The 16,701-nt window shown below is 72.9% G+C and carries 15 protein-coding genes and 1 pseudogene; 10 read left to right on the top strand and 6 right to left on the bottom strand.

What is annotated here, in order from left to right:
* Window positions 1-24: 24 nt before the first annotated feature.
* The gene (locus Phou_RS34905) at window positions 25-1,887 is read left to right on the top strand and encodes a glycoside hydrolase family 15 protein (protein WP_173064360.1); all 1,863 of its coding nucleotides are present in this window, start codon (window positions 25-27) and stop codon (window positions 1,885-1,887) included.
* Between the two features lie 18 nt (window positions 1,888-1,905).
* Here the strand turns inward: Phou_RS34905 and Phou_RS34900 are convergent, their stop codons facing one another.
* Entirely contained in the window at window positions 1,906-2,601 is a 696-nt protein-coding gene (locus tag Phou_RS34900) for an SDR family oxidoreductase (RefSeq protein ID WP_173064357.1), read from the bottom strand.
* A 94-nt stretch (window positions 2,602-2,695) separates the two neighbouring features.
* Here Phou_RS34900 and Phou_RS34895 point away from each other — a divergent pair, with 94 nt between their 5' ends.
* Window positions 2,696-3,253: a TetR/AcrR family transcriptional regulator gene (locus tag Phou_RS34895; protein ID WP_173064354.1), complete on the top strand. Its 558-nt coding sequence runs from the start codon at window positions 2,696-2,698 to the stop codon at window positions 3,251-3,253.
* A 28-nt stretch (window positions 3,254-3,281) separates the two neighbouring features.
* Window positions 3,282-4,502 (top strand): beta propeller repeat protein, encoded by a 1,221-nt coding sequence (locus Phou_RS34890; protein WP_173064351.1) that lies wholly within the window; start codon window positions 3,282-3,284, stop codon window positions 4,500-4,502.
* 14 nt (window positions 4,503-4,516) lie between these two features.
* Here Phou_RS34890 and Phou_RS34885 read toward each other — a convergent pair whose 3' ends face one another.
* The gene (locus Phou_RS34885; protein ID WP_246274059.1) at window positions 4,517-5,419 is read right to left on the bottom strand and encodes an RNA polymerase sigma-70 factor; all 903 of its coding nucleotides are present in this window, start codon (window positions 5,417-5,419) and stop codon (window positions 4,517-4,519) included.
* Between the two features lie 65 nt (window positions 5,420-5,484).
* Between Phou_RS34885 and Phou_RS34880 the strand changes: the two genes are divergently transcribed.
* Window positions 5,485-5,712 (top strand): Rossmann-fold NAD(P)-binding domain-containing protein, encoded by a 228-nt coding sequence (locus tag Phou_RS34880; protein ID WP_218579344.1) that lies wholly within the window; start codon window positions 5,485-5,487, stop codon window positions 5,710-5,712.
* A 26-nt stretch (window positions 5,713-5,738) separates the two neighbouring features.
* On the opposite strand, the gene Phou_RS34875 is transcribed toward Phou_RS34880, so the two are convergent.
* Window positions 5,739-6,296, bottom strand: coding sequence for a hypothetical protein (locus tag Phou_RS34875; RefSeq protein ID WP_173064345.1), 558 nt, complete (start codon window positions 6,294-6,296; stop codon window positions 5,739-5,741).
* Between the two features lie 55 nt (window positions 6,297-6,351).
* Between Phou_RS34875 and Phou_RS34870 the strand changes: the two genes are divergently transcribed.
* From Phou_RS34870 to Phou_RS34855, 4 genes and pseudogenes are all read left to right on the top strand, one after another.
* Window positions 6,352-6,963: an acetoacetate decarboxylase family protein gene (locus Phou_RS34870; protein ID WP_246274058.1), complete on the top strand. Its 612-nt coding sequence runs from the start codon at window positions 6,352-6,354 to the stop codon at window positions 6,961-6,963.
* A gap of 87 nt (window positions 6,964-7,050) precedes the next feature.
* Window positions 7,051-8,202: a M20 family metallopeptidase gene (locus Phou_RS34865; RefSeq protein ID WP_246274057.1), complete on the top strand. Its 1,152-nt coding sequence runs from the start codon at window positions 7,051-7,053 to the stop codon at window positions 8,200-8,202.
* Between the two features lie 53 nt (window positions 8,203-8,255).
* Window positions 8,256-9,374 carry a carboxylate-amine ligase gene (locus Phou_RS34860; protein WP_173064339.1) on the top strand — a complete coding sequence of 373 codons (1,119 nt, stop codon included), beginning with the start codon at window positions 8,256-8,258 and terminating at the stop codon, window positions 9,372-9,374.
* A 120-nt stretch (window positions 9,375-9,494) separates the two neighbouring features.
* Window positions 9,495-10,060: pseudogene (locus Phou_RS34855) on the top strand (nitroreductase family protein).
* A gap of 10 nt (window positions 10,061-10,070) precedes the next feature.
* On the opposite strand, the gene Phou_RS34850 reads toward Phou_RS34855, so the two are convergent.
* Together Phou_RS34850 and Phou_RS34845 are read right to left on the bottom strand one after the other, a co-directional pair.
* Window positions 10,071-11,600 carry an NAD(P)-binding domain-containing protein gene (locus Phou_RS34850; RefSeq protein WP_173064336.1) on the bottom strand — a complete coding sequence of 510 codons (1,530 nt, stop codon included), beginning with the start codon at window positions 11,598-11,600 and terminating at the stop codon, window positions 10,071-10,073.
* Window positions 11,601-11,675: 75 nt separating this feature from the next.
* Complete coding sequence (locus Phou_RS34845; protein ID WP_173064333.1) at window positions 11,676-12,620, bottom strand: hypothetical protein; 945 nt, start codon at window positions 12,618-12,620, stop codon at window positions 11,676-11,678.
* Window positions 12,621-12,888: 268 nt separating this feature from the next.
* On the opposite strand from Phou_RS34845, the gene Phou_RS34840 reads away from it, so the two are divergent.
* Complete coding sequence (locus tag Phou_RS34840; protein ID WP_173064330.1) at window positions 12,889-15,870, top strand: 3-keto-alpha-glucoside-1,2-lyase-like domain-containing protein; 2,982 nt, start codon at window positions 12,889-12,891, stop codon at window positions 15,868-15,870.
* 50 nt (window positions 15,871-15,920) lie between these two features.
* Here Phou_RS34840 and Phou_RS34835 read toward each other — a convergent pair whose 3' ends face one another.
* Complete coding sequence (locus tag Phou_RS34835) at window positions 15,921-16,121, bottom strand: hypothetical protein (protein WP_173064327.1); 201 nt, start codon at window positions 16,119-16,121, stop codon at window positions 15,921-15,923.
* A 98-nt stretch (window positions 16,122-16,219) separates the two neighbouring features.
* Between Phou_RS34835 and Phou_RS34830 the strand changes: the two genes are divergently transcribed.
* Window positions 16,220-16,690: a VOC family protein gene (locus Phou_RS34830; protein WP_173064324.1), complete on the top strand. Its 471-nt coding sequence runs from the start codon at window positions 16,220-16,222 to the stop codon at window positions 16,688-16,690.
* Window positions 16,691-16,701 lie beyond the last annotated feature (11 nt).

Here is a 16,701-nt window from a genome sequence, read left to right as displayed (position 1 = left end):
TCCCGCAGCCGTCACGCTCGGAAGGTGGATGACTACACCGCGATCGAGGATCACGGCATCATCGGTGACCTGCAGACCGCCGCCCTCGTCACGAACGACGGCAGCATCGACTGGCTCTGCCTGCCCCGCTTCGACTCCCCCAGCGTCTTCGCGGCGCTGCTCGACCGGAAGAAGGGCGGCTACTTCCGGATCGCACCGGACGGCGTCCCCTACACCAGCAAGCAGCTGTACCTGCCGGGCACGCCGATCCTCATCACCCGCTTCCTCAGCGCGGACGGCGTCGGCGAGGTGGTCGACTTCATGCCGATCGCCGGCGGTACGGCCACCGACCGCCACCGCGTGGTCCGCCTCGTGCGCGTGGTGCGCGGCGAGATGCGCTTCCGGGTCGAGTGCCAGCCGCGCTTCGACTACGGGCGGGCGACCCACGAGACCGAGCTGACGCCGGACGGCGCGGTGTTCCGCGGCGGCGACGTGACGCTCACCGTGCACGTCGCCCACCGCTCCGACCGCGACCTGCCGGCCGGCACGGTGCGGCGGGAGGACGGCGGGCTCACCGCGGTGGTACCGCTGGCGGCCGGCGCCATCGGCGGGCTGATGCTGGAGAGCGCCTGCGACGGGCCGCCCCGGACGATGACCTCGGACGAGCTGCTGCACCTGTTCGAGGAGACCCGCGACTTCTGGCGGAACTGGATCGGGCGCTCGCAGTACCGCGGCCGGTGGCGGGAGATCGTGGAACGGTCCGCGATGACGCTCAAGCTCATGACGTACGCGCCGACCGGTGCGCTGGTCGCCGCACCCACCGCGGGGCTGCCCGAGCAGGTCGGCGGCGAGCGCAACTGGGACTACCGCTTCACGTGGGTGCGGGACGCGTCGTTCTCCGTGTACGCGCTGCTCGGCCTCGGCTTCACCAGCGAGGCGCAGGCCTTCCTGCGGTGGCTCAACGACCGCGCGCGCGAGGCCCGCGAGCGGTCGGCGCCACTGCAGATCATGTACCGGATCGACGGCTCCTCCGACCTCGACGAGCAGGTGCTCGACCACCTGGAGGGGTACCGGGGCTCCCGCCCGGTCCGGGTCGGCAACGGCGCGGCCGACCAGCTCCAGCTCGACATCTACGGCGAGGCGCTGGACTCGGTGCACCTGGCCGACCTGCACGGGCTGCCGATGTCGCACGAGGGCTGGCACAACGCCCAGTACCTGGTGGACTGGCTCTGCGACAACTGGGACCGGCCGGACGACGGCATCTGGGAGACGCGCGGCGGGCGGCAGGACTTCACGTACGGCCGGCTCATGTCGTGGGTCGCCTTCGACCGCGCGGTCCGCGTCTCCCAGCGCCGGGGCCGCCCGGGAGACACCACGAGGTGGACCGCCGCCCGCGACGCCGTCTACGAGCAGATCATGCACCGCGGGTACCACCCGGGCCGCGAGGCGTTCGTGCAGCACTACGGCACCGACGTGCTCGACGCCGCGCTGCTCTACATGCCGCTCGTCGGCTTCGTCACCCCGAGTGACCCGCTGTGGCAGTCGACGCTGCGCGCGATGGACGGCGAGCTGGTGTCGGACAGCCTTGTGTACCGCTACAACCCCGCCGCCTCACCCGACGGCCTGCGCGGCTCGGAAGGGACGTTCACGATGTGCTCGTTCTGGTACGTCGACGCGCTCGCCCGCTCCGGCCGCCTCAACGACGCGCGCCTCACGTTCGAGAAGATGCTCACGTACAGCAACCACCTGGGCCTGTACTCGGAGGAGATCGCGCCGACCGGCGAGCAGATCGGCAACTTCCCGCAGGCGTTCAGCCACCTCGCCCTGATCAGCGCCGCGATGAACCTCGACCACCAGCTCGACCACGGCACCCACAGCCTCGAACCCGTCCTCGAGGTGACGCTCTAGGCGACGGCCCTGACCGGGTCAGGCGGCGAGCTGGGGGTAGAGGGCGGCGACGTCGGCGGCCAGGGCCTGCTTGACGGTGCGGCTGACGTCGTCGGCGAGGACCTCGTGGGCGCCCGCCTCGACGCCGTCCAGGGCCTGCCGCGCCACGTCGGCCGGCGCGGACTTGGGGGCGTCGACGGCGGCGGCCATGTCGGTGTCGACGTAGCCCACGTGCAGGCCGGTAACGCCGACGCCCTTCGGGGCCAGGTCCAGGCGCAGCGCGTTGGTCATCGACCACAGGGCGGCCTTCGTCGCGCTGTACGAGCCGCTGATCGCGAGCCAGGACAGCACCGAGTGGACGTTGAGCACGTGGCCGCCGCGCGCGATGAGGGCGGGCGCGAAGGCGCGGGTGACCAGCAGCGGGCCGTAGAAGTTGACGTCGAACTCGCGCCGCACGTCGTCGACGGGTGAGGTGAGGAAGTTGGCCTTGACCAGGCCGCCGGCGTTGTTGACCAGGATCTGCACGTCGCCGGCACGGGCGGCGGCCGCGGCGATGGAGTCGGGGTCGGTGACGTCGAGGGCCAGCGGGACGGCGCCGGGCGTGGTGACCGTGCGCGGGTCGCGGGCGGCGGCGTAGACGGTGGCGGCGCCGCGGGCCAGCGCCTCCTCCACGAACGCCTTGCCGAGGCCGCGGTTGCCGCCGGTGACCAGGACGACCGAGTTCTTGATCTGCATGTCGGGGCTCCAGCCTTGAGGTAAACCGATCGGTTTCCTCTCGACCGTAAACCGATCGGTTTCCAACCGCAAGAGATCGCGTTACGCTCCGGGAGTGACCTCGACGACCCGCGACCGGCTGCTCGCCACCGCCGCCGACCTCTTCTACGCCGAGGGCGTCGCGCCCGTCGGCGTGGAGCGGCTGTGCCAGACGGCGGGGGTGTCGAAGCGGTCGATGTACCAGCTCTTCGCCACCAAGGACGACCTCGTCGCGGAGTGCCTGCGCACGCACGGGCCGGCGATCGTCACCGGCTACTTCCCCGCCGCGGACGCCGAGCTTGGCCCGCGCGACCGGATCCGGTACGTGTTCGAGCGCCTCGACGAGCAGAGCGGCACGCCCGGCTTCCACGGCTGCCCGTTCGTCAACACGGCGGTCGAGACGCGCGACCCCGACCATCCGGCGACGGTGGTGGCCCGGGCGTTCAAGGACCGGCTGACGGGGTACTTCGCCGCCCACGCCACGAGCCTCGGCGCCGCCGACCCGGAAGGGCTCGCGGTGCAGCTCACGATGGTCTTCGACGGCGCCGCGGTGCGCGCGGTGATGCGCGGCACCAGCCTCGACGGCGCGGCCGCCCGTACCGCTGACGCACTCCTGGCCGCGGCCGGCGCCTAGACGCTACGACGCCCGTTCGCATCTGGCCATGAACGGCTTGTGGAACCGGGTGGGGTCGCCGGGGCTCCTACCCGGCATGGTGAAGCAGTGGGGTCGGGTCCTGGCCGGCGCGGCGCTGTCCCTCGGGATGCTGACGGCGGCCGCCGCCTGCGGGCCGGACGCGAAACCGGCGTCGAACCCGCCACCGCCGCCCGCGGCACCGACGGCCGCCACCGCGCCGCCGGCGGAGGAGGTCGCCGTCGACGTCGGGTTACCGGACGGGTTCGAGCCGCTTTCGGTCGAGTTCGCCGACGCGCGCCGCGGGTACGCGCTGTTCGTCCGCTGCCGCGCGCTCTGCGAGGCGCGGTTCTTCCACACCGCCGACGGTGGCCGCAGCTGGCGGCCGCGCGAGCACCCGCGGCCCGAGGCGAAGAACCACCAGCTCTACACCGGCGCCGACGAGGTCGTCGTGCTGCTGGCCGAGCCCCACTCCTGGTACGTCTCGCGGGACGCCGGCGCCTCCTGGCAGTCGCGGCCCTACGACGCCCGGGGCTTCGCGCCGGTCGAGTACCACTCCGCCTACGGCCGGTACTACCTGGACTGCCCGGACGGCGCCGGCCCGTGCGCGGTCCGGGACTGGACGGCGGCCGGCTGGCGGCGGGACGTGCCGGCCGAGCTGTCCGCCGCGCGCCTGCTCACCAACGGCCGCGACGGCCGCGTGTGGCTGTCCGGTGTGGACGGTGGGCGGATCGTGACAGCGGTGGGGACGGCCGGCGGCGGGTTCACCCGGATCCCGGTGCCCGAGCAGCGCGGCCGTCCGGTGTGGAACGCCCACGTCCAGATCTCCGCCGACGGCCGGGACGTGTGGCTCGTCGCCGACCAGGAGCCGCTGGGCGGCACGGGCGGCGCGGGCGGCGGCCGGCTCGCGAGCCTCGGCCTGGCCCGCAAGGGCACCGGGCTTCCGCTGCTGTGGCGGCTGCGGGGCGAGACCTGGACGCCGCTGCCGGTCACCGGCGTCGAGGAGAAGCCGAACTGGCCGTACTCGGTCGCGCCGGCCGGCGGCGGGATCCTGGTGCTGGCCGGGCCCGAGCGCACCGGCTACCTCGACGGCGGCGCCTACTCCCCCGCGCCGGGTGTGCCCCGGCTCGACTGGGTGGGCCAGCTTCCGGACGGCACGCTCCTCGGCCGCGACAACGAGCCCGGGGTCACCCACCTCAGCGCCGGCAACGGCGCGCCGCGCGCCTGGCACACCATCGAGGTGAACGCCTGACGGCGCCCGGGCGCTCAGCGGCTGACCGCGGTCTCCTGGCCCACGCGCAGGAGCTTCTCCGGGTTGCGCACCGCGTACACCCCGCTGATCAGGCCGTCGTCGATGCGCACCGCGAGCACCGTGTCGACCTCGTCGTCGAGCCGCAGGATCAGCGCCGGGTGGCCGTTGACCTGTACCGGCTCCATCGTCATCAGGCCGGCGACCTTGCCGGCGCCGGCGGACAGCAGGCGGGCCACCTTGTCGGCGCCCACGATCGGCCGGGGCACCGCCTGCACGACACCGCCGCCGTCGCCGAGCAGCACCACGTCCGGCGCGAGGATGTCCAGCAGGCTCTGCAGGTCGCCGGTCTCGATCGCCCGCCGGAACGCCTGGAGCGCGTCCCGCGTCTGGCCCGGCGAGACGGCACCGCGGGGGCGGCGGGCGGCCACGTGCGCCCGGGCCCGGTGGGCGATCTGGCGTACCGCCGCCGGTGTCTTGTCGACCGCGCCGGCGATCTCGTCGTACGCCAGGTCGAAGACCTCGCGCAGCACGAACACCGCCCGCTCGGTCGGCGTGAGCGTCTCCAGCACCAGCAGCATCGCCATCGAGACGCTGTCGGCCAGCTCGACGTCCTCGGCCACGTCGGGCGCGGTCAGCAGCGGCTCGGGCAGCCACGGCCCGATGTAGGACTCCTTGCGGCGGCGCAGCGTGCGCAGGCGGTCGAGCGCCTGGCGGGTGGTGACCCGCACCAGGTACGCCCGCTGGTCCAGCACGGTGTCGAGGTCGACGCCCACCCACCGCAGCCATGTCTCCTGCAGCACGTCCTCCGCGTCGGCGGCCGAGCCGAGCATCTCGTACGCGACCGTGAACAGCAGGTTGCGATGCGTCACGAAGGCGTCGGTGGCGCGGTCCATGGACCGCTCGCCGCGCTCGTTCATCCCTGCCTCCTGCTTGGTCGTCTTCGACGGTCCCATACGCACAGGACGTACGCCCGCGCGAGCCTGTGACAGCAGCGGCCCGTGGCGGTGGCCACAGCTCACGTCCGTCACGCGAGGCGGATCATCGCCATCTCAACGCCGCCGCGCCCGGCTTCGTCACCACGGACATCAACCGGCACACCGGGCACCTGACGGCGGCGGAGGGCGCCGCGGTCGTGGTGCGCCTGGCCACGCTCGCCGCGGACGGACCGACCGGCGGCTTCTTCGGCGCCGAAGGCCCGGTGCCCTGGTAAGCCGGGCACCCGGGCCGGACCCGCCGTCAGATGGCCGCCAGGAAGCGTTTCATAATCGCGGCCCAGCGCTCTTTGGCCTCGACATTCAGCTCGTATGTCGCGAGCCCCATCTGGAGCATGACAAGCGACGCCGTGCCATTCTTCTTGTTCGGCTCGCTGGTTATCGTGACAGCCGATCCGTCCTTGGCCTTGGTGCGCCAGGTAATGCGGTTTTCGGTGCCGCTCACCTTGAGGTCGCCTTCGACGATGCCCTGCACGTCCCTGTCCTTCTCGGCGAAGGCGACCCACCTGTCCATCAGCTCTTTCATGCTGAGCTTGGTCGCCTTGCTCTGCTGGGTCTGGAACGTGCCGTCCGGGCGCTGTCCGGGAATGCGGCGGCCGATGTACTGCTCATAGGCGACCGTCACCGCCTGCGTCCACCAGCCGAGATTGTCAATCTTTCCGTCGAGCTCCTCGAAAACCTTTACCGCGATCGCGTGGTGGTCGAGGCTCTTGGCGTCAATATCGTCCATGAACTTCAACCACTCGTCCCACGTCCGGTTAGTGGCGCGCTCCACCGGTTTTATTCGAGAGTTCTCGGCCATGGCGACCATTAAAGCGTACTTTGCACGGTTGCGCACCCGGCGTCAGCATGGAGGGGTGAGCTACCCGCCCGAGCCGTGGCACCTGCGCGGCCAGATGTACGTGTCGGTCTGGCCGGTGCCCCGCGCCCAGCTGCCGCCGCTGCCGCCCGCACTGGCCGCGCGGGTGCGGCCGCTGACCGTCGCGGGGCGCGGCCTCGTCGGCACCGCCTGGGTCGACTACGGGCCGGGCGGCGTGCTGCAGTACCGCGAGCTGCTCTCCGCGGTGCTCGTGCGCCGCGCCGGCCGGCCGCTGGTGTCCATCGTGGACATCTGGGTGGACAGTCCCGCCTCCCGCGACGGCGGCCGCGCGCTGTGGGGCATCCCCAAGGAGCTGGCCGAGCTCGACTTCCGGCCGGCGGGCGGCGGGCTCGACGCGCGGGCCGGCGCCATCGCGCAGGCACGGCTGGCACGGGGCCCGCGGCTGCCCGGGCGGTGGCCGGCGAGGTTCTCGGTGGTCCAGGTGGTGGGCGACGGGACGCGGACCACGCCGGTACGCTCCCGCGCCGCCGTCCACCTCGCGAAGGCCGGCTGGCAGGTGCCGGCGGACGGCCCGCTCGGCTACCTGGCCGGCCGGCGCCCGCTGCTCACCGTGGCGCTGCGCGACTTCCACCTGACCTTCGGCCGCTGACAGCCGCTGACAGTCCGCGACGGCGAGCGGGGGAAGTGCGCAACCTCAGAGTGGAACGTCAATGGACCCCGGCCGAATGATGGACGGGTGGTTACGGCTACGGGGGGTACCCGGCTGGGGGCGGCCCGTGACCGCGCCCCGGCGATGATGGATCGGCTCAGGGACCTCGTGTCGTGCGAGTCGCCGCCCGGCTCGCCCTCCCACCTGCGGGACTGCGCCGACCTGCTGGACGGCTGGGGTGCCCGGGTGCTGGGCCGGCGCGCGCGGCGGCTGACCCGCGACGGGGTACCGCATCTGCTGTGGCCCGCACCCGACCAGCGGGTGCTGCTGCTCGGGCACTACGACACGGTGTGGCCGGCCGGCACGGTCCGGGACTGGCCGTTCCGCGTCGACGGCGGGTGCGCGACCGGCCCTGGCGCCTGCGACATGAAGGCCGGCATCGTGCAGCTGTTCGCCGCGCTGGGCATGCTGGCCGACACCGGCCGGGTGGGCGTGCTGCTGACCGGCGACGAGGAGACCGGGTCGGTCACCTCGCGCGACCTGATCGAGCGGGAGGCCCGCCGGTCCGGAGCGGTGCTCGTGCTGGAACCCGGCACCCCGGACGGCGCACTCAAGATCGCCCGCAAGGGCGGCTCGGTGTACCGGCTCGGCGTGCGGGGCCGGGCCGCGCACGCCGGTGTGGAGCCGCACCGCGGGGTCAACGCCGGGATCGAGCTGGCGCACCAGATCCTGGCCGTCCAAGGGCTGGCCGCGCCGGCGACCGGCACCAGCGTCACGCCGACCGCGCTGTCCGGCGGCACCACGACGAACACCGTGCCCGAGGCGGCGGCGGTCAGCGTGGACGTGCGGGCCTGGACCGGCGAGGAGCTGGACCGGGTGGACCGCGCGATCCGGTCGCTGGTGCCCCGGCTGCCTGGCGCGGCGCTGACGGTCGAGGGCGGGATCAACCGGTACCCGCTGCGGCCGGCCGTCGCCGAGCCGCTGCTGGAGGTCGCGCGGTCGGTCGCGAAGGACCTCGGCCTGCCGGCGCCGGACGGCGCGTACGCGCCCGGCGCCTCGGACGGCAACTTCACCGGCGCCCTGGGTGTGCCCACTCTGGACGGACTGGGCGCGGTGGGCGGCAACCCGCACGCCCGCGGCGAGTACGTCGACGTCACGCTGATGCCGGAACGGACCGCGCTGCTCGCCGGTCTGGTCGAACGGCTTGTCGCCGAGCCGGGCGGCGCCGCCGGGCCCTAGCCTGGTCACGGTCGCGGCGAGCGCGGCCGTCACCGGCGAAGGCGAGGGTGCAGATGGGATCGGTTGTCCGGTTCGGCGTCGAGGAGGAGTTCCTGGTGGTCGACCCGACAAGCCGTGGGGTGGTGCCCGAGGCCGCGGCCGTGGTGGACCGCGCCCGGGAACGGCTCGGCGAGCGGGTCGCCGGGGAGATCACCAAGCTGCAGGTGGAGTGCCGGACCGACCCGTGCGAGAGCCTCGACCAGCTGTACGCCCAGCTGCTGGAGGGCCGGGCCGAGCTGGCCGCCGCCGCGGCCGGGCAGGGGCTGCGCGTGGTGGCGACCGGCAGTCCCGTGCTCGGCCGGCACATCCCGCCGCCGATCACCGAGGGACCGCGCCAGGACAAGGGCAACGCCACCTTCCGGGGGCTGCACGACGAGGTCTGCGTGTGCGCGGTGCACGTGCACGTCGAGCTGCCCGACCGCGACCGGGCCGTGCTGGTGAGCAACCACCTGCGCCCGTACCTGCCGGTGTTGATCGCGCTCGCCGCCAACTCGCCCTACTGGGGCGAACGGGACACCGGCTACGCCAGCTGGCGCGCCCTGTCGTGGCAGCGCTGGCCGGTGGCCGGGCCGCCGCCCCACCTCGCCTCGGCCGCCGACTACGACCGGCTCGTCGCCACCCTCCTGCAGGCCGGCGCGCTGGTCGACACCGGCACCGTCTTCTGGGACATCCGGCCGTCCGCGCACCTGCCGACCCTGGAGGTGCGGGTCGCCGACATGCCGGTCACCGCCGAGGAGTCCGCCCTGCTGGCCGCGCTCGTCCGCGCCCTCGTGACGGTGATCCTGCCGGCCGTGGACGCCGGCGACCCGGGACCGGTCGTGCCGGCCGAGCTGCTGCGCGTGGCGTACTGGCGGGCGGCCCGCGACGGGCTGGGCGGCGACGCCGTCGAGCCGGACACCGGCCGGCTGGTACCGGCGGCCACCCTCGCCCGCCGCCTGCTGGACACCGCCGCGCCGGCCCTCGCCGGCGGCGACCTCGCGCGGGTCACCGGCTGGCTGGACCGCCTCGTCGACGGCGGTGACGGCGCCACCCGCCAGCGCCGCGCGGCCGCCGCCGGCGACGGGCTGCGCGGCGTCGTCGACCACCTGATCGCGCAGACCGCACCAGCACCCGCGGGTGAGCCCGAGCGCTGACCCGCCACCGAGAGGAGTCCGCCGTTGACCGAAACCGCACACTCTCCGACGGTCCCTCTCGACCATCCGCGCCTCACACCGGGCGACACCGTCCGGGCCGCCCGCACGTTCGCCGACCGGATGGCCCGGCGCCGGTCGGTGCGCGACTTCTCCCCCGAGCCGATCCCCCACGGGGTCCTGGAGGCGGCGATCCGGGCCGCGGCCAGCGCACCCAGCGGCGCCAACATCCAGCCGTGGCGGTTCGTGGTGGTGACCAGCCCGGACCGCAAGCGGCGGCTGCGCGCCGCGGCGGAGGCCGAGGAGCGCGAGTTCTACGCCCGCCGCGCCCCGGCCGAGTGGCTGGACGCCCTGGCACCGATCGGTACCGACTGGCGCAAGCCGTTCCTGGAGACGGCGCCGGCCGTGATCGTGGTGTTCGAGGTGCACCAGGGCCGCACAGCCCCAAGCCGTACTACGTCAAGGAGTCCGTCGGCATCGCCGTGGGGCTGCTGATCGCCGCCCTGCACCACGCCGGACTGGCCACCCTCACCCACACGCCGAGCCCGATGCGCTTCCTCAACGAGGTCTGCGAACGCCCGCCGGAGGAGCGGCCGAACGTGGTGATCCCGGTCGGCTACCCGGCGGCGGACGCGCGGGTGCCCGCGCTGACCCGCAAGCCGCTCGGCGAGGTGCTGATCGAGTGCTGACCGGCGCCGGTCACGGCAGGTCCGCGGCGAAGAACGCGCGCAGCGGCTCGACGTGCCGGTCCGGCCGCCGCCACTCGGCCAGCAGGTCCTCGAGCAGGTGCTGCTCCAGGACGAGCTCGCGGCCGCGGTAGCGGCGCACCACCGGGTGGATGAAGGCGCTCTCGCCGGCCCGGGTCGGGTCGGGGTGGCGGGCGATGTTGAACACGTCCGCGTACTCCTCGCGTCCCCAGCGCAGCGTCACCGAGTACCAGTGCGGCTCCTCGCCGAAGCGCTCCACCGCGTGGTCCTCGGGCAGGTCCTGGTAGTGGCGGACGAGTCCGGTCGCCGGGTCGACGACGAGGGCGTCGCACAGGTACTCGAACTGGGTCCACAGCGCCGAGCTCCAGTTGACCCGGTCGAGGACGAGCGTGGTCAGGCCGTCCGCGCTCGCCGGCACCTCGTCGACGGCCAGCGGCACCCCGTCGTAGCGCTCCCGGAGCAGCGCGGTCAGCGTGCGCAGGTTGTACCGGAAGCCGTCGATGAACGCCGACGAGGCGCGCTTGAAGTCGCGGGCCTGCGCGAGGGTGCCGGCGAAGTACAGGCCGTCCACGTTCGCCGACTGCCAGTCCGGCCGCAGCGAGGGGATCCGCCCGTCGCGCTCCAGGTCGGGCAGGCAGGACGGGTCGAACATGTCGGTGCTCATCCGGAAGCCGGTGCACCGCAGCACCGTGTCGTACGCGAGCGTCGCGGTCTCGCCGTCGGCGTGGGTGTACGTGATGTCCACCTCGAAGTGGTCGCCGACCGGCCGGATCTCGTCGATCTCGCAGTCCAGCACCGAGTGGAGGGTCTTGAACTGGTAGCTGTCCAGCAGGGCGCCGTACTGGCCGCGCACGTCGCCGGGGTGCTTGGTGTTCCACGCCAGCCGCAGGGCCCGCCGGCTGGCCAGGTGCACGATCGCGGCGTGGCCGAGGATCGCCGAGGCGGTCTCGAACGCCGAGTTGCCCTTGCCGATCACCAGGACCCGCTGGCCGGCGTAGCTGGCCGGGTCCACCCGCATGTCCTCGTACCCGATGGCGTGCTCGATGCCGCGCACCGGCGGCACGTACGGCCGGCCCCACCCGGCGGCCACGATCACGCACTCGCCGTGCACCGTGCCGTCGCCGGTGTGCACCGCGAAGCCGCCGTCGACCTTCTCGATCCGCCGCACCGCCGTCCCGTACCGCACCGCGAGCTGGTGGTGCGCCTGGAAGTCGGCCAGGTAACGGACCAGGTCGTCGGGGTCGGGAAAGTAGTCGGTGCTGTACTTCGGGAACATCAGCTCCGGCTCGTCGTTGAGCAGCGAGTTCCAGTCCCAGCGCAGCCGGATCTCCGGGTCGGTGCTGACCGTGTGGACCTTGTTGAGCGAGATGAGCCGGCGGTGCCGCGGGTAGGTGCGGAAGAACCGCCCCGGTTCGGTGTCCCGCTCCAGCGTCACGTAGTCGGCGCCGGCCCGCTGCAGGAAGTAGCTCAGCTGGAGACCGGCCGGCCCGGCTCCGACGACCACGTACCGGTGACTGTCCACAGTGGCTCCCACGTCTCTCCCGATCGGACGGTGCACGCGCGCGTGCCCGGCACAGTCTTCCGGAGAGGACCCGGATCATCCAGCCGTACCTGCCCTTCCCGCCGCCAGCAGCCCGGCCAGCTCCACGACCCGGGGCTCCGCGGGCGGCTCCGCCCGGGGCTGGGCGCGGACGACGACGAGGTGGACGTGGACGCCGGCCGCCTCCACGTACGGCTCCGGCGGCGTGCGCAGCAGGTGGCCGGTCAGGTTGAGGACCACGAGGTACGCCACCGTGCGTTCGTGCTCCCGCGCGGCCGCGACGAGCTGGTCGAAGCCGGCGGCGACGGCCGCGCCGTCCGGGCCGGCGTATACCGCGCCCCGGCAGATCAGCGGGTCGGCGGTGTCCAGCGGCCGGGATCCGGCGTGCGCCTGGGTGACGAGCCCGCCGTCGAGGAAGAGGAACCGCTGCAGGTCGCGCTCGTACACCTCCTCGCCGGCGTCCCCGCCGGAGCGGGCCGCCTCGAAGTCGGCGTACAGGCGGTCCCGGTCGAACCACTCCACGCGGGCGGCGTACCGCTCCAGCCGGTACAGCGCGACGCCGCCGCGGCCGACCCGGTCGGCGAGGTGGTCGAAGAGCGGCTGGAAGATCCGCTCGACGAAGCCCTGGGTCATCGAGGTGAGGCTCCGCAGGCCGCTGCCGCCGTACATCTGGCTGGCGTAGCCGAGCACCTGCTGTACCGCCCCCGCCCGCTCGGCCTCCGCGATGTCGTTCATCAGCCGCCAGATCAGCCACGCCCGGCCGGCTTCGGTGCGGGCGGGCCACCGGAAGTCGCGGGGCTTGCCGAGGCCCGCGCGCCACGCCTCGTAGTCGAGGTCGGGTTCGGCGGCGGCGGCCTCCGCCAGGACGGCCCGCACCATCGGCTGGGTGTCGATCCAGTCGCGGGTGAGGGCGACCTCGTGGTCGACGGTGTCCTCGTCACGGTCCGCCAGCCTGCCGTACCGGCCCGTGACATCGCCCTGCAGACGCTCCAGGTAGCTCACGTCGTCCCCCGTCCCCCTATTCCACCCCCCGTGGAACACCGGCTGCCGAGTATCCAAGGGCTCCGCAACCTGGCGTGGCGCGAACATCAACACCGCGTTTTGTTCAAGCAGATAAAAGTTTGAAGATTTCCATCAAAAGATCTAGGCATGCCGACGAATGTACTTGATGATGGTGCCTGTCGCCATGATCGAGCTATATCTCCGCCACCGGGCAGGCACCCTCGGCGCGGTCTCGATCGCCCGCGAGCACCGTCGAAGGAGGAACCCCATGCCCCCTCGCCCCCGCCGCGCCGCCGCGCTCATCGGCGCCGCCTTGCTCGGCCCGCTGCTGGCCGCCGGCGCACCGCCGCTGGCCGCCCGGGCCGCCGACCCGCCGCCCCAGGAGCCCGGCGTCACCCTGCGCACCTACGACGTACGGGTGCCGCTCAGCCAGATCTGCACGCTCAAGCCCGGGCAAACGCCGAACGTCGACAAGCTGATGCCGGTCATCGACTGGTCCAGCGCGGCCGACTTCGGCTTCGAGGACAACTTCCTCACCCACGCGCTGGGCAACATCGACATCCCGGCCGGCGGCGCCTACACGTTCCGGCTGACCAGCGACGACGGGTCCCGGCTGTACATCGACGACGCCCTCGTGGTCGACCACGACGGGCTGCACGGCGCCACGTCCAAGGACGGCACGGTCACGCTGACCGAGGGGTACCACGCGCTGCGCGTGGAGTACTTCGAGGCCGGCGGCGGCCAGCAGCTGACCCTGTCGTGGCAGCCGCCCGGCGCGGCCGGGTTCACGGTCGTGCCCACCTCGGTGCTGAGCACGGACGCCGGCGTCGTCCGCGTGACCGCACCCGGGTACAAGGCGTGCCAGGGCGTCGCCGACGCGCCGGGAGACGGCCTCCCGCTGGAGTCGGTGCACCCCGGCTACACGCTCACCGACCTGCGGCCGGCCGGCTTCGAGCCGCAGGTGACCGGGATGGCCTGGACCGCCGACGGCCGGCTGGTCGTCAGCACCTGGGGCGGCAGCGACGAACTGCTCGGCGAGGTGTACATCCTGGACGGCGTGACCACGGCGACGAGCCCGGACCAGGTCACGTACAAGAAGATCGCCGGCGGGCTGAAGGAGCCGATGGGCGTCGCGGTCGTCGACGGCATCGTGTACGTGTCGCAGAAGCACGAGCTCACGGAGCTGCGCGACACCGACGGCGACGAGGTCGCCGACGAGCGGCGCACGGTGGCCACCTGGCCGTTCGGCGGCAACTTCCACGAGTTCGCGTTCGGCCTGCTCTACAAGGGCGGCAACTTCTACCTCAACCTCTCCGTCGCGATCGACCTCGGCGGCGCCACCACCAACCCGCAGCCCGCGCCGAACCGCGGCACGAGCATCGTGGTCAACCGCCGCACCGGCAAGGTCAGCTACGTCGCCGGCGGCCTGCGCACCCCGAACGGCATCGGCTGGGGCCCGGAGGGCGAGCTGCTCGTCACCGACAACCAGGGCGGCTGGCTACCCGCCTCCAAGCTGGTCCGGATCGAGCAGGACCGGTTCTTCAACCACTACACCAACCCGGCCGGCCCGTTCGACGCCGGCCCGGTCACCCGCCCGGTGCTGTGGCTGCCGCAGAACGACATCGCCAACTCCCCCAGCACTCCGGTGCTGCTGAAGAAGGGGCCGTTCCGCGGGCAGCTGCTGATCGGCGACGTGACCTACGGCGGGCTGCAGCGGGCGTACCTGGAGAAGGTGCACGGCGTGGACCAGGGCGCGGTCTTCCGGCACACGCAGGGCCTGGAGGCCGGCGTCAACGAGGTGAGCCTCGGCCCGGACGGGTCGATCTACATCGGAGGGCTCGGCGCGGGCGGCAACTGGGGCCAGACCGGCAAGCTGTCGTACGGCCTGCAGAAGCTGACCCCGAACGACGTCAACGCGTTCGACATGAGGTCGATGAGCGCGACCCGCGACGGCTTCAAGATCGAGTACACCCGGCCGCTGTCCACCGCCACGGTCGAGAACCTCGCGCAGGCCTACCGCCTGTCCCAGTGGCGGTACGCGCCGACGCCGGCGTACGGCGGCCCGAAGGTCGACGAGGAGAGCCTCGCCGTCACCGGCGCGACGGTCTCCGCCGACCGCCGCACCGTCACCCTCACCGTCGACGGGCTCAAGCGCGACCGGGTCGTGCACCTGCGCTCGCCGCGACCGTTCACCGCGGCCAACGGTGCGGAGCTGTGGAGCACCGAGGCCTGGTACACGCTCAACGAGATCCCCGGACCGCAGCCGGACCGCGTCTTCTACGAGGCCGAGGAGGGCCACCGCGAGGGCGGCGCCGGGCTCAACACCGACCACCGCGGCTACTCCGGCGTCGGCTTCGTCGACGGGTACGGCGCGCTGAACGCCTCCACCACCATCCACGCCGACGTGACCAAGGCCGGCGAGTACGAGGTGGGGCTGCGGTACAGCAACGGGCCCAACCCGTTCTCGGGCGACAAGACCGTCAGCGTGTACGTCAACGGCCGCAAGGTCCGCCAGACCGTCCTGCCCAGCACGGTCACGTGGGACGAGTGGGCCACCAAGACCGAGCGGTTGACGCTGCGCCGCGGCGTGAACGCCATCCAGTACCGGGTGGACGCCACCGACACCGGCCACGTCAACCTCGACCTGATCTCGGTGCGCCAGCCCGCCGGCCGGATAACCCTCTTCGACGGCGGCGACCTGTCGGAGTGGCAGCACACCGACGGGCGCATGGCCTCGTGGGCGCGCCTGCCCGGCGGCGTCATGCAGGTCCGCAACGGCGACCTGCGCACCAAGCAGGCGTTCGGCGACTTCAAGCTGCACGTCGAGTTCAAGGTGCCGCTGCTGCCGCCGGACGTCACCGGGCAGAACCGCGGCAACAGCGGCGTCTACCTGCAGGAGCGGTACGAGATCCAGGTCCTGGACTCGTACGGCGACCCGACGCTGGACAACAACGAGGCCGGCGCGATCTACCTGCAGAAGCCGCCGGACGTGAACGCGTCGACGCCGCCCGAGACCTGGCAGACCTACGACATCGAGTACCGGGCGCCCCGCTACGCCGCCGACGGCACCAAGACGGAGAACGCCCGGGTGACGATGGTCTGGAACGGCACGCTGGTACACGACGGCGTGGCCATCACCGGGCCGACCGGCGGCAGCATCCCGGAGGGCCCGGCCACCGGGTCGATCCGGCTGCAGGACCACGGAAACCCTGTGCAGTACCGCAACATCTGGATCGAACCGCTCACCTGAGCGGCGGGCATGCGCGTGCCGGGTCGCCCCGCGCGACCCGGCACGCCGCCCTACCGGCTGCCGGTCACGACCATGCGGCGGCTCTCCATCGTCAGTGGGGCGCCGCCGTCGCCGTACCCGCGCACGTCGCCGAATCCGGCGCCGGCCGGAGCGCCTTGGCGACCTCGCCGAGCACCCGCCGGGTGCGCGGCGTCCAGCCGTTCGGCGTAGAAGTACAGGTAGTCGTCGTTGAACACGGCCTCGGTATCCACCCGGCGATGCTCCCAGAAAAATCTCGCGCCGCTGTCGGATCCGGCGGGTCGCCGGTCGTCTCAGTGGTGAGCAACCGACCGATGAGGAGACGACCCGCATGCCAGAGCAGACCAAGCCCCACCCGATTCCGGACGACTACCGCCGGATCACACCGTGCCTGATCGTGGCGGGAGCGGCCAAGGCCATCGACTTCTACGCCGAGGTGTTCGGCGCGACCGAGCGGATGCGGTTTCCCGGCCCGGACGGCACGGTCGCGCACGCCGAGATCGTGATCGGCGACTCGGTGCTGATCGTCGAGGACCCGCACCCGGGCACCACCCCGCCGCCGCCGGGCGGGCTGCCCGGGACGCCGGTCTTCCAGTTCATCTACGTCGAGGACGTCGACGCCACCGTCGCGCACGCCGTCGCGCTCGGCGCGACCCTCGAGCGGGAGCCGGTGGACCAGTTCTACGGTGATCGGGACGCGTTCGTCATCGACCCGTTCGGGCACGGCTGGACCGTCGCCTCCCACGTCGAGGACGTGGACGCGCGGGAGCTGGAGCGCCGCCTGAGCCAGTGGATGGGATGACCGGAGGATCG

This window comes from Phytohabitans houttuyneae, from assembly GCF_011764425.1.
Taxonomy (GTDB): Bacteria; Actinomycetota; Actinomycetes; order Mycobacteriales; family Micromonosporaceae; genus Phytohabitans; species Phytohabitans houttuyneae.
The sequence above is the reverse complement of the archived record's forward strand: the minus strand, read 5'-3'. Positions and strand labels throughout refer to the sequence as shown.

Bases quoted from the DNA above. Each gene is read 5' to 3' on its own strand.
- Phou_RS34900 (WP_173064357.1), bottom strand. From the start codon at position 2,601: ATGCAGATCAAGAACTCGGTCGTCCTGGTCACCGGCGGCAACCGCGGC.
- Phou_RS34890 (WP_173064351.1), top strand. From the start codon at position 3,282: ATGAACGGCTTGTGGAACCGGGTGGGGTCGCCGGGGCTCCTACCCGGC.
- Phou_RS34885 (WP_246274059.1), bottom strand. From the start codon at position 5,419: ATGAACGAGCGCGGCGAGCGGTCCATGGACCGCGCCACCGACGCCTTC.
- Phou_RS34875 (WP_173064345.1), bottom strand. From the start codon at position 6,296: ATGGCCGAGAACTCTCGAATAAAACCGGTGGAGCGCGCCACTAACCGG.
- Phou_RS34860 (WP_173064339.1), top strand. From the start codon at position 8,256: ATGGGATCGGTTGTCCGGTTCGGCGTCGAGGAGGAGTTCCTGGTGGTC.
- Phou_RS34840 (WP_173064330.1), top strand. From the start codon at position 12,889: ATGCCCCCTCGCCCCCGCCGCGCCGCCGCGCTCATCGGCGCCGCCTTG.
- Phou_RS34830 (WP_173064324.1), top strand. From the start codon at position 16,220: ATGCCAGAGCAGACCAAGCCCCACCCGATTCCGGACGACTACCGCCGG.